Origin of the sequence: Pseudoflavonifractor gallinarum (assembly GCF_014982855.1) — a bacterium.
GTDB lineage: Bacteria > Bacillota > Clostridia > Oscillospirales > Oscillospiraceae > Pseudoflavonifractor_A > Pseudoflavonifractor_A gallinarum.
Genome location: NZ_JADCKF010000010.1, coordinates 116,287 through 129,785 on the forward strand (window position 1 = coordinate 116,287; position 13,499 = coordinate 129,785).

At 65.4% G+C, this 13,499-nt stretch carries 13 protein-coding genes; 3 read left to right on the top strand and 10 right to left on the bottom strand.

Features of this window, described 5'->3' with window-relative positions; genetic code table 11:
- Positions 1 to 98: 98 nt before the first annotated feature.
- The 10 genes from coaE to INF37_RS11790 form a co-directional block, all read right to left on the bottom strand.
- Entirely contained in the window at positions 99 to 722 is a 624-nt protein-coding gene (coaE, locus tag INF37_RS11745) for a dephospho-CoA kinase (protein ID WP_186963676.1), read from the bottom strand.
- Complete coding sequence (locus INF37_RS11750; RefSeq protein ID WP_193538458.1) at positions 719 to 1,459, bottom strand: hypothetical protein; 741 nt, start codon at positions 1,457 to 1,459, stop codon at positions 719 to 721. The genes coaE and INF37_RS11750 overlap by 4 nt, the downstream gene beginning before the upstream one ends.
- 20 nt (positions 1,460 to 1,479) lie before the next feature.
- Entirely contained in the window at positions 1,480 to 2,493 is a 1,014-nt protein-coding gene (locus INF37_RS11755; RefSeq protein WP_186963680.1) for an L-threonylcarbamoyladenylate synthase, read from the bottom strand.
- Between the two features lie 25 nt (positions 2,494 to 2,518).
- Positions 2,519 to 2,788: a hypothetical protein gene (locus INF37_RS11760; protein WP_101692905.1), complete on the bottom strand. Its 270-nt coding sequence runs from the start codon at positions 2,786 to 2,788 to the stop codon at positions 2,519 to 2,521.
- A 77-nt stretch (positions 2,789 to 2,865) separates the two neighbouring features.
- Positions 2,866 to 3,930: a peptide chain release factor 1 gene (prfA, locus tag INF37_RS11765; protein ID WP_101692904.1), complete on the bottom strand. Its 1,065-nt coding sequence runs from the start codon at positions 3,928 to 3,930 to the stop codon at positions 2,866 to 2,868.
- Between the two features lie 27 nt (positions 3,931 to 3,957).
- Complete coding sequence (locus INF37_RS11770) at positions 3,958 to 4,734, bottom strand: YdcF family protein (RefSeq protein WP_328821075.1); 777 nt, start codon at positions 4,732 to 4,734, stop codon at positions 3,958 to 3,960.
- Positions 4,731 to 6,644 carry an ABC-F family ATP-binding cassette domain-containing protein gene (locus tag INF37_RS11775; RefSeq protein ID WP_193538460.1) on the bottom strand — a complete coding sequence of 638 codons (1,914 nt, stop codon included), beginning with the start codon at positions 6,642 to 6,644 and terminating at the stop codon, positions 4,731 to 4,733. The genes INF37_RS11770 and INF37_RS11775 overlap by 4 nt, the downstream gene beginning before the upstream one ends.
- A gap of 62 nt (positions 6,645 to 6,706) precedes the next feature.
- Positions 6,707 to 8,101: a UDP-N-acetylmuramoyl-tripeptide--D-alanyl-D-alanine ligase gene (locus tag INF37_RS11780; protein WP_193538462.1), complete on the bottom strand. Its 1,395-nt coding sequence runs from the start codon at positions 8,099 to 8,101 to the stop codon at positions 6,707 to 6,709.
- Between the two features lie 35 nt (positions 8,102 to 8,136).
- A complete protein-coding gene (locus INF37_RS11785; protein WP_101692901.1) occupies positions 8,137 to 9,192 on the bottom strand; it encodes a D-alanine--D-alanine ligase family protein in 1,056 nt (351 codons plus the stop codon).
- Positions 9,193 to 9,405: 213 nt separating this feature from the next.
- Entirely contained in the window at positions 9,406 to 9,615 is a 210-nt protein-coding gene (locus INF37_RS11790) for a hypothetical protein (RefSeq protein WP_193538464.1), read from the bottom strand.
- 166 nt (positions 9,616 to 9,781) lie between these two features.
- Between INF37_RS11790 and INF37_RS11795 the strand changes: the two genes are divergently transcribed.
- From INF37_RS11795 to INF37_RS11805, 3 genes are read left to right on the top strand one after another with little or no spacing between them, the layout of a single operon-like run.
- The gene (locus INF37_RS11795) at positions 9,782 to 11,590 is read left to right on the top strand and encodes an efflux RND transporter periplasmic adaptor subunit (protein ID WP_193538466.1); all 1,809 of its coding nucleotides are present in this window, start codon (positions 9,782 to 9,784) and stop codon (positions 11,588 to 11,590) included.
- A 5-nt stretch (positions 11,591 to 11,595) separates the two neighbouring features.
- Positions 11,596 to 12,321 (top strand): ABC transporter ATP-binding protein, encoded by a 726-nt coding sequence (locus INF37_RS11800; RefSeq protein ID WP_193538468.1) that lies wholly within the window; start codon positions 11,596 to 11,598, stop codon positions 12,319 to 12,321.
- Positions 12,318 to 13,499, top strand: coding sequence for an ABC transporter permease (locus INF37_RS11805; RefSeq protein WP_193538470.1), 1,182 nt, complete (start codon positions 12,318 to 12,320; stop codon positions 13,497 to 13,499). The genes INF37_RS11800 and INF37_RS11805 overlap by 4 nt, the downstream gene beginning before the upstream one ends.

The window sequence follows — 13,499 nt, forward strand, 5'->3', positions numbered from 1 at the left end:
AGATCCTCCTTATATCACAATGGCAGACGCGCCGGAGCAAAGAGGCGCGCCTCAATGCGTCCTTGTCTATCCTACCACAAGTGAATCTTTTTTTCCAGTCATGAACTGGGAATTTCTTTTTCCCCTCCCAGCAGGGACCGGAACAGGGCCAGGGCCCGGCGCTGGAAGGTCTCGGGCGTATCCTCCGGGCCGTTTTCCAAGATATGAGAGCAGTGCGCCCGGTAAAAATCGTCGCCCGGCTGGGACTCCACCCGCTTCCGGGCGTACGCCTCGCCGATCCCCTCCCGGGCCATGATACGGCGGATGCGCAGCTCGGACGGGGCCAGAATGCCCACCACCGCGTCGCAGGAGGCGCCGATCCCGCTCTCGATGAGCCGGATGGCGTCCACCGCCACCGCTTCCCGGCCCTCTCGCCGGGCCGCCTCGGTCCGCCGTTCCAGCTCTTCCAGAATGAAGCGGTGGGTGATGGCGTTCAGGTCCTCCAGGGCCTGATGATCGCTAAAGACGATCTCCCCCAGCCGCTTGCGGGCGATCTGTCCCCCCTCGTCCAGGATTCCCGTGCCGAACCGTCCGGTCAGGGCCTCTTTCAATCCCTGGTCGGAGGAGAGCAGATCGTGGTACATGGCGTCCGCGTCGATGACCGCCGCCCCCAGGGAGGTGAGGGCGTGCAGCGCCGTGGTCTTGCCCGCCCCGGTGGGGCCGGTGATGCCGATGCGCTTCATATGGATACCTCCTCCCGCGCCCCCGCCCGCAGCGCAAGGCGCAGGCGGATGGCCAGGATCAGATTGACCGCCGGCACCAGGCCCAGCAGGATATGGAGGGCCAGCGCGCCGGGGCGCTTTTTTTGCAAAATACACCCCCGGACCAGGCCGTGGAGGAGGAAGATCTCCTGCACGGTCCACAGCACGCCGATGAGAAAGGCGGCCAGAAGGATCAGGGGATCCAGAACGATGGCCACCAGGGCCACGTGAAAGACCAGGTGCAGCATGGGCCAGAGGGCCGCCAGCACCAGAGGGTAAAAGGGCAGCATCCACACCGGCCCCTGAAAGGCCCCGTGGAGGGAGACCGCCGCGTACCCATAGCCGCCGAGGAGCAGCACCTGGAGCGGGATGCCCAGCGCCAGGCCGTCATCCAGAATCCGCGCAGCGCGCTGAACCCGCGTGGCCTCCGGGACCCGGGCCAGGGGGAAGAAATTGGCCTTCCCCACCACGTAGAGCCCCAGAAGGGTCCCCGGCAGGGCGGACAGGGCCGCCTGCCCCCACGCCAGCAGGGATGAAATTCCCGCCCCCTCCACCGTCTGCACCAGGGCCAGCAACGTGAGAGCCGCCGTCCAGAGCGTGGAACAGAAATAGCCTGCCCCGGTGAGGAGCACCCACACCGGATGCCCCAGTTCGATCTTTTTCATCCGGTCCAGCACAAACAGCAGCACCACGGCCGCATAGACCAGCAAAATCGCCATGCCGCTTCCTCCCCGTCTGCTCAGACCTCCACGATGTGGAAGCCGGCCGCCTTGTTCAGCCGGTTGGACACCGCCAGACCGATGCCCGAGGGCTCCGGTCCCTGGGCCCAGATCTGCTCCACCTCCGTGCCGTCAAAGGCCCGCAGAGCGTCGAAGACCCGCCGGGCCTGCTCGGCCTGGTCGGCCTTGGGGCCGATGGACTCCACCGGGTGTCCCTCGAAGAGATGGGTGAACTCCGCAAAGCAGATGACCCCGTCCTGGTCGCCGATGTGGCGGCGGATGTAGCGGGCGCTCTCGGCCGCCTCCCCCTGGACCACGGTCACCGGGGCCTTGGGGGCATAGTGCCGGTACTTCATGCCAGGGGCCCGGGGCTTCTCCCCCGCGCTCAGGAGCCGGGTGACGGCCTCGTCCACCGCCACCTCGCCCAGCACCTCCCGCAGTTCCTCCAGCGTCACACCGCCGGGCCGCAGGAGACGAGGCGGCTGTACCGTCAGGTCCACGATGGTGGACTCCACCCCCACGGAGCAGGGGCCCCCGTCCACGATGCCGTCGATCTTCCCGTCCATGTCCTCCAGCATGTCCGCCATGTTGGTGGGGCTGGGCCGGCCGGAGGTGTTCCCCGAGGGGGCCGCCACCGGCAGGTCCGCGGCGGTGAGGATGGCCCGGCACACCGGATGGGAGGGACAGCGCATCCCCACCGTGTCCAGTCCCGCCGTCACCACGTCGGGCACCATGGGCTTGCGCCGCAGGATCATGGTCAGCGGGCCCGGCCAGAAGCGCCCGGCCAGCGCATAGGCGGTAGCCGGGATGTCGGTGCAGTACCGCTCCAGCCAGTCCGCCGTGGGGATGTGCAGGATCAAGGGGTTATCCTGGGGCCGTCCCTTGGCCGCAAAGATGCGGGATACCGCGTCGGCATCCAGGCCGTTGGCGCCCAGACCGTACACGGTCTCCGTGGGGATGCCCAGAAGCCCTCCCTCGGCCAGAATGCGGGCCGCCTCTTGGGTCTGCTGAGATGTAAAGCGTTTTGTCTTCACAGTTTGTACACCTGATTTCTGCTCGTTACTCGTAGATTCCAACCGGCATGCCGGAGAGCTCAATGGCGGTATCCCGGGCAAAGCCGCTGCGCTGGAGGTAGTGCTTGACGGCCAGGATGCCGTACTTGGGGTTGGCCCGCTCGTCCTCCAGCTCCAGCTCCAGCCAAAACCCGGAATCGCTTGTGCCAGAGCCGGTGAGCCAGCCTTCCTCGTCCAGGACCTGGGCCAGCTCCAGCTTGAACCGGTCCTCCTCCATGCCCTGGGGGAGGGCGGTATAGTGGATGCGAAGTTCCATACTGTTCCTCTTTTCTGTGCTCGTATGGGGGCGGACGGCCCGCGGCTCCTCCGCCCCCACTGTAAACCAATTAAACTTTACGCCTCTTCCCCGCTCTTCAGACGCTCGGCCTGGTCGGCAGTCACCAGCGCGTCGATGAGCTCGTCCAGATCGCCGTCCATCACGGCGTCGATCTTATAGAGGGTCAGGCCGATGCGGTGGTCGGTCACCCGCCCCTGGGGGAAGTTGTAGGTGCGGATGCGCTCGTTGCGCATGCCGGAGCCCACCTGGCTGCGGCGCTGGCTCTCGAACTCGCTGCTCAGGCGCTCCTGCTCGGCCTCGTAGAGCTTGGAGGCCAGAATGCGCATGGCCTTGTCCCGGTTCTGGAACTGGCTGCGCTCCTGCTGGCACTCCACCACCGTGCCGGTGGGCTTGTGGATGAGGCGCACGGCGGAGGAGGTCTTGTTCACGTGCTGGCCGCCCGCGCCCGAGGAGCGGAAGACCTGCATCTCGATGTCGGCGGGATTGATCTGCACGTCCACCTCCTCCATCTCAGGGAGGACGGCCACGGTGGCGGTGGAGGTGTGGATGCGTCCGCCGCTCTCGGTCTCGGGGACCCGCTGCACCCGGTGGACGCCGCTCTCAAACTTCAGCCGGGAGTAGACCCCCTCCCCCTCGATGACCATGGAGAGCTCCTTGACGCCCCCCAGCTCGGTCTCGCTCAGGTTCACCAGGTCCACCTTCCAGCCCCGGGCCTCGGCGTACATGGAGTACATCCGGTGGAGGGAGTGGGCAAAGAGGGCCGCCTCCTCCCCGCCCACGCCGGCCCGGATCTCCACGATGACGTTCTTGCCATCGTTGGGGTCCTTGGGGAGCAGGAGGATCTTGAGCTCCTGCTCCAGGGCCTCGATGTCCTTCTTGGCCTGGGCAAATTCCTCTTTGGCCATCTCGGCCATCTCCGGGTCGCCCATCAGCTCCTCGGCGTCGGCCAGGTCGCTCTTGCGGCGGTTCAGGTTCCGGTAGGCCGTGACCACCGGCTCCAGCTCCCGCTGTTCCCGGTTGAGCTTGGTCACCAGCGCAGGGTCGTTGTAAGTCTCCGGGGCGTTGAGCTGGGCCTCCAGCACCTGATAGCGCAGGTCCAGCGCCTCCAATTTATCGTTCATAGGCACTCCTTTTTCGTTGGTTTCCGGTCAGCGGTCCAGCAGCCAGGATTTGAGCAGGGCGGGGGCCTCCCGCACGTAGCTGTTCACCCGGGCGGGCAGATCGCTGCTGGGGGCCGCCAGGGTGGAGACATGGGCAAACCCGTTCCGGTCGGCCAGCATCCTGGCCCGGGTCAGATGAAAGCCGTTGGACACCACCAGGATGTGGGTCTCCTCCGGCTCCATGCCCCGCTCCTCCAGGAGCCGGGCGGTCTCCCGGAAGTTCTGGACGGTATTGCGGGAGTTCTCCTCCATCCAGATCTGCTCCCCCGGGACCCCCTGTTCGGTGAGATAGTCATACATGCACTGGGCCTCGGACATGGGCTCGTCGCTCCCCTGTCCGCCCGAGACCACCAGGGGCAGCTCCGGGTGCTCCCGCCAGTAGTCCAGGGCCGTGTCCAGCCGGTCCTTCAGGAGGACGGAGGGCCCCCAGGGCTTTACCTGGGCGCCCAGAATGACCATCACCTGGGGCTCCTCCTGGATCTCCGTCCGGTCCCCGGCCAGCACCAGGCCCTCCAGCACCGCAAAGCACATGGCCCCCGCGATGGCCAGCACAATGGCGCTCCCCCGCAGGGCCCGCTTCCAGGCCGGGGAGCCATAGGACCCCAGCCCCCACAGGAGCGCCAGGACCGCGAAAGCCAGAAGGACCAGTCCCACAAACCGATAGGCCCCCGAGGCGAAGTGGTGCGTGAGGCCCGCTGCCAGGAAAAGGAAGAGCGCCGGGACCACGGGGCCGATCCCCCGGCGGGGGAACCGCTCCCGGCTCACCCCTGAGCCTCCTCCAGGGCGGCTGAGAGTTCTTCCCACTGCTCATAGAGGGCGGCAAGCTCCCCCTCCATGCGCTCCTTCTCCGCGCACAGCTCCTGCAGGCGCACATAGTCGGTGGCGGCCTCCTCCATCTGGCCGTTGAGGGCCTCCAGGGCCTCCTCGGCCTTGGCCACCGCCCGCTCGGCGGCGCTCACCTGCTTCTCCAGCATCTTGGTGCCGCCGCTGCGCTTGGGGGGCTTGGGCTTGCTCTCCTCCTTGGGCCCCTTGGCCGGGGCGGCCTTGGCGGAGAGCTCCAGCTGCTTGCGCCGCTCCTGAAAGGCCCGGAATTCCTCAAAGGTCCCCCGGAAATCGGTGACCTGTCCGTCCTCGATCATCCAGATGCGGCTTGCAAACTGGTTGATGAAATAGCGGTCGTGGGAGACAAAGAGCAGCGTCCCCTCGTAGTCGGTGACCGCCTCCTCGATCCACTCCCGGGAGGCGATGTCCAGATGGTTGGTGGGCTCGTCCAGGATGAGCAGGTTGATGTTCTCGTCCATGAGCATGCACAGCCGCAGCCGGCTCTGCTCCCCGCCCGAGAGGGCGGAGACCGGCTTGAACACGTCCTCCCCCCGGAAGTTGAAGGAGGCCAGCCGGTTGCGGGCGGTCTGGGTGGTGCAGTTCTGGGCGTAGAGCATGGTGTCCACCAGGTTGCGCTCGGGGTGGTCAAAGTGGATGATCTGGGGGAGATACCCGATCTTCACCGTGGGGCCCCGGCGGATCTTGCCCCCGTCGGGGAGCTCCTCCCCCATGATGAGCTTGAGGAAGGTGGACTTGCCGGTGCCGTTGTCCCCCAGCAGGGCGATGCGCTCCCCGCCCTCGATGAGGAGGTCCACGTCGTGGAAGAGGGTGCGCCCCTCAAAGCCCTTCTCCAGGCCCTTGATGAGGAGCACCTCGTCCCCCTGAAAGTCCCGCTCGCCGAAGCGCATGTCCAGCTTGCGCTCTTTCTTGGGCTTGTCGGTCTTGCGCAGGCGCTCGATCCGCTTTTCCATGGAGAAGGCCCGCTTGTGCAGCTTGTCGTTGCCCATGAAGGCCCACAGGTGGAGCTTGTCCGCCGCGGTCTGGAGCTGCTCGATCTTGGCCTGCTCCTTCTCGTACTGCTTGAGCTTCTCCTCGTAGCGGCGCTCCTTCTCCTCGGCGTAAAAGCTGTAATTGCCCGCGTAGAACTCGGCCTTGCCCTCCTGGATCTCGATGACCCGCTTGACCACCCGGTCCAGGAACCAGCGGTCATGGGAGATGGCCAGCACAGTCCCCTTGAAGCGGTCCAGATATTCCTCCAGCCACTCGGTGGCCCGCAGGTCCAGGTGGTTGGTGGGCTCGTCCAGCAGGAGGATGTCGGTATCCTCCAGAATGAGCCGGCCCAGGTTCACCCGGGTCTTTTCCCCGCCGGAGAGGGAGGAGAAGAGCTGCCGGCGCATCTCCTGGGAGATGAGCAGGCCGTTGCAGACCTTGCCCAGCTCAGTCTCGGTGTCGTAGCCGCCCCCCGCCTCAAAGGCGGCGGTCAGCTTGTCATAGCGGCTCAGGATGGCGGGGTCGGAGTCGTGGGCCATGCGCTCGGTGAGCTCAGCCATCTCCCGCTCCATGCGGTGGAGCCGCTCAAAGGCGGTGCGCAGCACGTCGTCCACCGTATACTCCGCCGGATAGACGGGGATCTGGGAGATGAGGCCCATGGTCTTGCCCGGGGCCACCACCACTTCTCCCTCGTCATAGTCCAGCTCCCCGGTGAGGATCTTCAGAAAGGTGGTCTTGCCCGCGCCGTTTTTGCCCAGCAGGCCCACCCGTTCTCCCTGGTCGATCTGGAAGGTCAGGCCGTCCAGAATGCGTGTGCCGACCTCGAACTCCTTGACGAGGCCGGATACGGATATATCGATCATTGTTGTACTCCTATGTTGCGGAAAAGGCCGCGGGCCCCCTTGGGGAGTCCGCGGCTCCGAATTTACTCAGCCTCTTTTGTCTTGCTCTTGAGGTACTCCACCAGGTCCTCGAAGGCCATACCGCGGGAGGCCTTGACCAGGACGGTGGTATGGGGCCGGAGCACCTGGTCCAGCACGCTGTGGGCGCTCTCCTTATCGGGGCAGTAGTAGACCTCCTCCAGGGGGCTCAGCTTGGCCGCGTCGTAGATGTGCTTGGCCAGCTCACCCACCGCCACCAGGCAGTCGATCCCCACCTTACCCAGGTACTCGCCCACGCCGGCGTGGAGCACCGGGGCCAGGGGGCCCAGCTCGAACATGTCGCCCAGCACGGCCACCTTGTGCTCGGCCTTGGTGTTGGAGAGGACCTCCACCGCCGCGCGCATGGACTGGGGATTGGCGTTGTAGGTGTCGTTGAGGATGGTGATGTCGTCGGCCCGGTGGATGATGTTCATGCGCATCTTGGTGGGCGCGAAGTGAAGCACACCGTCCACGATCTCCTTCTCGGTGAGGCCGAAGTGCTCGCCCACCGCCATGGCCATCAGGGTGGGATAGATCATGTGCTCGCCCAGGGCGGGGATCTCCACCGTTCCCTCCATGCGGGGGGTCTTGACCCGGCAGGTCATGTGGCTCTTGCCGTCGCTGACGATGTCGCTGGCCCGGTAGTCCAGGCCCTCGCTCCCGCCGCACCAGACCGTCTCAAAGGGCAGCTTGGGCTCCAGGGAGCGCAGGAGGGGATCGTCGCCGTTGAGGACCACAAAGCAGTCCTTCTTGGCGTGGTGGAAGATCTCGCTCTTGGCCTCCAGGATCTTCTCCCGGGTGCCGAAGAACTCGATGTGGGAGTCGCCCACGTTGGTGATGAGGGCCACGTCGGGCTCCACGATGTCGGAGAGATAGTCGATCTCCCCGGCGTGGTTCATGCCCAGCTCCAGCACGGCGATCTCATGCTCCCGGTTCAGGCGCAGCAGGGTCATGGGCACGCCGATGTCGTTGTTCAGGTTGCCCTCGGTCTTGAGGACCTTGAACTTCTCCCCCAGCACGGCGGCCACCATGTCCTTGGTGGTGGTCTTGCCCACCGAGCCGGTCAGGGCCACGAAGGGGATGTGGAACTTGCTCTTATAGTGCTTGGCAAGGTCCCGCAGAGCCCGGCCGGTGTTGGCCACCTTGATGTAGAACTTTCCGGGCAGATAGCTCTCCCGCTCCCGCTGGGTGAAGCAGCCTGCGGCTCCCCCCTCCAGCGCGGCGTTGATGTAGGCGTGACCGTCAAAGCGCTCGCCGGACAGGGGCACGAAGAGGGACCCCTCATGGATGGTCCGGCTGTCGGTCTCGACCCGGGTGATCTCCCGGTCCAGGTCGTGAAACTCGCCCAGCATGTGCCCGCCCACGACCTCCATGATCTCGCGTATGGTGATGGCTTCCATCGAATCTCCTCCTGGGGACCTTGGGTCCCGCGTTTTTATTTCTGTTCTTTCCGGGCCTCCAGCGAGGCGTCCACGATCTTCTGGCACAGGGTGTCGTAGTCCACACCCACCGCCGCGGCCTCCTGGGGCAGGAGGCTGGTGTCCGTCATACCGGGCAGGGTGTTGACCTCCAGGAACCAGGGCCGGTTGTCCTTGTCCAGCACAAAGTCGCTGCGGGAATAGGCCGTGAGACCCAGCAGCTCATGGATCCGCCGGGCGGCCGAGCGCATCTGGGCCTCCGCCTTCCCGTCCACCTGGGCGGGACAGACCTCCAGAGAGGCCCCGGCCACATACTTGTTCTTATAGTCGTAAAAGCCCGTCTTGGGGATGACCTCGATGGGGGGCAGGCTCTCGCCGTCCAGGACGCCGCAGAAGAAATCCCGGCCCTCCACGAACTGCTCCACCAGCACCTGGCGGCCCAGGCGGCGGCACTCCCGCAGGGCCTTGTGGAGCTCCTCCCCGGTGCGGCAGATGAACACGCCCACCGACGAGCCGCCGTTGTGGATCTTCACCACGCAGGGCAGGGGCTCGCTGCGCTCCACCTCTTCGATCTCCCGGTCGGTGAGCTTGACGGTGCGCCACTGGGGGGTGAGGATGCCCTCGGCCGCCGCCAGCTGCTTGGTGTAGTTCTTATCCATGGCGATGGCGCTGCCCAGATAGCCCGAGCCGGTATAGGCGATGCCCAGCATGTCGAACGCAGCCTGGATGCGCCCGTCCTCGCCGCTCTCGCCGTGGAGGGCGTTGAACACCACGTCGGCCATCTGGCAGGCCGCCAGCACGCCCTGGCCGAAAATGCTCCCGCTCTGGAGCTTGCGCGCGGCCTTCACCGCCTCCAGATCGGGCTCCTCCTCCTTGATGCTCAGATCGGGCAGCGGGGGCGGAAGCCGGAACAGATCCGCGAGCGGATGCCCATAGTCCTCCAGTCCCAGATACAGGTCCACCATGGCTACCTGGTGCCCTTTCCGCTGCAGAGCCTGCGCCACCATGGCGCCCGACGCGAAGGACACGTTGCGTTCCGGACTCAGTCCGCCCGCCAACACTACTATATTCATAGATACACCTCTAGACATTGTTCCAGACTTACGCGTTTGTTTCAGTATATGCATACATGGGATATTATAACATACCCGCACCGGATACTCAATGCAAAATCGCGCCTCTCTCCCGGTTGTTCGGGCGATTTCCCCCGGTTTCCCCGGCTCCGGGCAGAAAAAAAGACCCTGTCCGGTGGAGCCATGCCCTTCAGGGTCCCTCTTCTCTTGGCGTCAGCGCCCCTCCAGGGCGGCGGTCAGACGAGCGGCGATGGCGCCGCACTTGTCCAGAAAGGCCTTGCGGTCCGGGTCCTCCGGATCGCCCATGCCCGCCACGGTCTCCATCTGGTTGCGCACCCGGGCCAGGAGCCAGGCGTAGTCCTCTTCTCCCAGCGCATTGCCCCGCAGCCGCTCCAGATAGCGCTGGTCTTCCTCCAATAACACCGAAATCCCCCATTTCTCCCCGTTCTGGTACGCATCATCATAGCAGATTTTACCGGCACTGACAAGGAAATTTACACGCCGTTCACACTCGGCCCCCTCTTCTTCAGAGTAATTTCAGTTTCCCACTTTATACTAGGAAAGAATTAAAGAACAGGAGGCTGAATGTATGCAGCTCACAACCCTCCCTGCGGACGCCCCGTCCGCTTCTGAAACCCCCAGGAAGCGCCGAACGCTCCCAAAGCGCCTGCTCCTTCTGCCGGCGCTGGCGGTGCTGGCCGCCGGGGGATTCGCCCTCTACCAGCTCTTCTCCCCCTCGGAGTCCTCCACGCCGCTCACCGAGACCCTCACCACCGGGAGCCTTGCCACCACCATCACGGGCACCGGTGTGACCCTCCCGGCCGACAGCCAGACCGCCACCGTGGCCTCCACCGCGGAGATCACCAAGGTCTATGTGGCCGCGGGCGACATCGTCCAGGCGGGCGATCTCCTCTACGAACAGGACGACTCGGAGCTGGATGAGCAGATCGGCACCTACCAGGATCAGATCGCCGATCTCCAGGATGAGCTCACCACGGCCCAGACCCAGCTCTCCGACCTCCAGGAGACCCTCTCCCATCTGACCGTCACCGCCCCCTTCTCCGGCACCGTCACCGAGGTGGAGGTGGAGGCCGGCGACTCCGTGCAGGCCGGTACCAAGCTGGCCCAGCTGGTGGACGACAGCCAGATGACCCTCACCGAGTATTACAGCTACGCCTATGAGTCCGAGATCCGGGTGGGCTCCAAGGCCCAGGTCTCCATCGCCAGCCTCATGCTCAACCTGGACGGCACCGTCACCGATGTGCAGAAGGTCTCCCGCTACACCACCGAGGGCACCAAGTGCTTTGCCGTCACCATCACCGTGGATAACCCCGGCGCCCTCACCCAGGGCATGTCCTGCGCGTCCTCCATCTCCTCTTCCTCCGGGCAGCCCATCTACGCCGCCATCTCGGGCACCCTGGAGTACAAGGACAGCGAGACCCTCACCGCTGAGGCCTCCGGCGAACTGACCCAGGTGACCCCGGTGGCCTACGGCACCGTCACCAAGGGCCAGACCCTCTTTGTGCTGGATGGGAGCGACTACACCTCCCAGCTCTCCAGCGTACAGAACAAGATCACCCAGACCCAGGAGCGCATCGCCGACTACCAGGAGCAGATCACCGAGACCGAGGCCAAGCGGGCCGACTACGCCGTCACCGCCGAGATCTCCGGCAAGGTCATCCAGGTCAACGTGAGCGAAGGGGAGACCCCCCGGCAGGCGGGCGAGACCGCCGTACTCCTCTATAATCTGGACAACATGGAGATCTCGGTCAACATCGACGAGCTGGACATCGAGCACGTCACGGTGGGCACCCAGGCCCTCATCTCCCGCTCGGGCGCCAGCAGCGACGGCGACCAGACCTTTACCGGCACCGTCACCGCCGTGAGCTATGAGGCCACCAACTCCAACGGCGTGGCCTATTTCCCGGTGACCATTCAGATCCCCAGCGGCGGGGAGCTCTCGGCCGGTGTGAACGTCTCCTACTCCATCCAGGTGGGAGACACCTCGGAGGGCCTTCTGGCCCCCATCTCCGCTCTGAAGCGCTCCACCGACGGGGAGACCTGCCTGTACATCCAGTCCGACACCCCGCCCGAGCAGACTGTGGAGGCCGAGGGCGTGCCCGACGGCTTCTATGCCGTGCCCGTGGAGGTGGGCGACTCCAACAGCCAGTATGTGCGCATCCTCTCGGGCTCGGAGGAGGGCGACGTGGTCTTTACCCGCTACCAGCAGAGCGCCCCGGCCAACGGCGACACCACCAGCCAGGGTGAGGAGTCCCAGGAGCAGGCCTTCCCCGGCGGCGAGATGCAGATGATGCCCGCCGCACCGGGCGGCGACTTCTCCGGCGGTTTCTCCGGCGGAGGCGGCGGCATGCCCGGCGGCGGACGGATGGGAGGCTGATGCGCATGTCCCTGATCCAATTGCAGCGCGTATCCAAGATCTACGCCCAGGGCCAGGAAAATCAGGTCAACGCCCTGGATGACGTCTCCCTGGAGATCGACACGGGGGAATTCGTGGCCATCATCGGCACCTCCGGGTCGGGCAAGTCCACCATGATGAACATTCTCGGCTGCCTGGATGTGCCCACCAGCGGAGAATACTACCTGGACGGCGTCTCCATCCGCCAGAAGTCGCGGCGGGAACTGGAGCTCATCCGCTCCCGTCAGATCAGCTTCATCTTTCAGGGGTACAACCTGATCCCCTCTCTGAACGTCTGGCAGAATGTGGCCCTGCCCATGCTCTACCAGAAGGTCCCCCTGGCCGAGCGGAAGGCGCGGGCCATGGAGGCCCTGGAGCAGGTGGAGATCTCCGCCAAGGCCGAGAACCGCCCCACCCAGCTCTCGGGCGGCCAGCAGCAGCGTGTGGCCATCGCGCGGGCCATCGCCACCCGCTCCCCCGTCCTCATGGCCGATGAGCCCACCGGCGCGCTGGACTCCGCCACCGGCGCCCAGGTCCTCTCCCTGATGAAGGAGCTCAACACCCGGGGCACCACGGTGATCCTCATCACCCACGACAACTCCATCGCCGCCCAGGCCCGCCGCACCGTCCAGGTCAAGGACGGACACATCATCCACGACAGCCTCTGGGACGGGGTCCTCCTGGCCCAGCCCGCGGGAGGAGCGAGAGCATGAACGCGCTTTTGATGGCTCTGGACTCGATCCGGGAAAAGAAGGGCCGCTCCTTCCTCACCATGCTGGGCATCATCATCGGCGTCACCGCCGTGCTGGTCCTGGTGGCCCTGGTCTCCGGCTACAACGCCGACATCACCGCCTACTATGAAAAGCTGGGCGTCAACAAGGTCAATCTCAGCCTGACCTGGTATGACCGCACCCGGGCCAGCGATGTGTACAGCCTGGTCTACACTTACGCCAACGACACGCTGGGAGACATGGTGGAGGGGGTCTCCCCCTCCTCCTCCGCGCAGCTGCCGGTAAAATACCGCTCCACCACGCTGGAGGAGAGCACCATCTACCTGGGCAGCGACCAGTTCTCCATCTGCAACAACTACACGCTGGAGGACGGGCGGGACCTGAATGAGTGGGATCTGGAGCAGCGCAGCAAGGTGTGCGTCCTGGGCTCCTATGTGGCGTCCGCCCTCTTCCCCTACACTGACCCCATCGGGGAGACCGTCTATCTCTCCGGCATCCCCTTCACCGTGGTGGGCACCTACTACCAGAAGGACGGCGGCACGGAGGACTCCATGGACGACATGCTCGCCGTGCCCTATACCCTCAACCGGGAGCTCCTCCAGAGCGCCGACGTCACCTCCATCACGGTCAAGGTGGACACCTCCCAGCATGTGGAGACCGTGCTGGCCCGGCTGGAGGTCTATCTGGCCCAGCAGATCTCCTCCAGCGTGGGGGAGTACACCCTGGAAAACGGAAACTCCGCCATGTCGGAGAGCTCGGAGGAGACCACCTCCATGAGTGTGGTGCTGGGCGGCATCGCCTCCATCGCCCTTCTGGTGGGCGGCATCGGCATCATGAACATCATGCTGGTCACCGTCACCGAGCGCACCCGGGAGATCGGCATCAAAAAGTCCATCGGCGCCCCCCGGGGCGAGATCATCACCCAGTTCCTGGTGGAGGCCGGCATCCTCAGCGGCCTGGGCGGGCTCATCGGCATCGCCCTGGGCTTCGGGCTGTCCCTGATCCTGGGGAAGGCCATGTATGACCTCATCCTCCTCCCCAGCCTGCCGGTCACCCTGGGGGCCTTCTCCTTCTCGGTGGCCATCGGCATCCTCTTCGGCATCTATCCGGCCGTCAAGGCCTCCAACCTCCAGCCCGTGGACGCGCTGCGGGCCGACTAA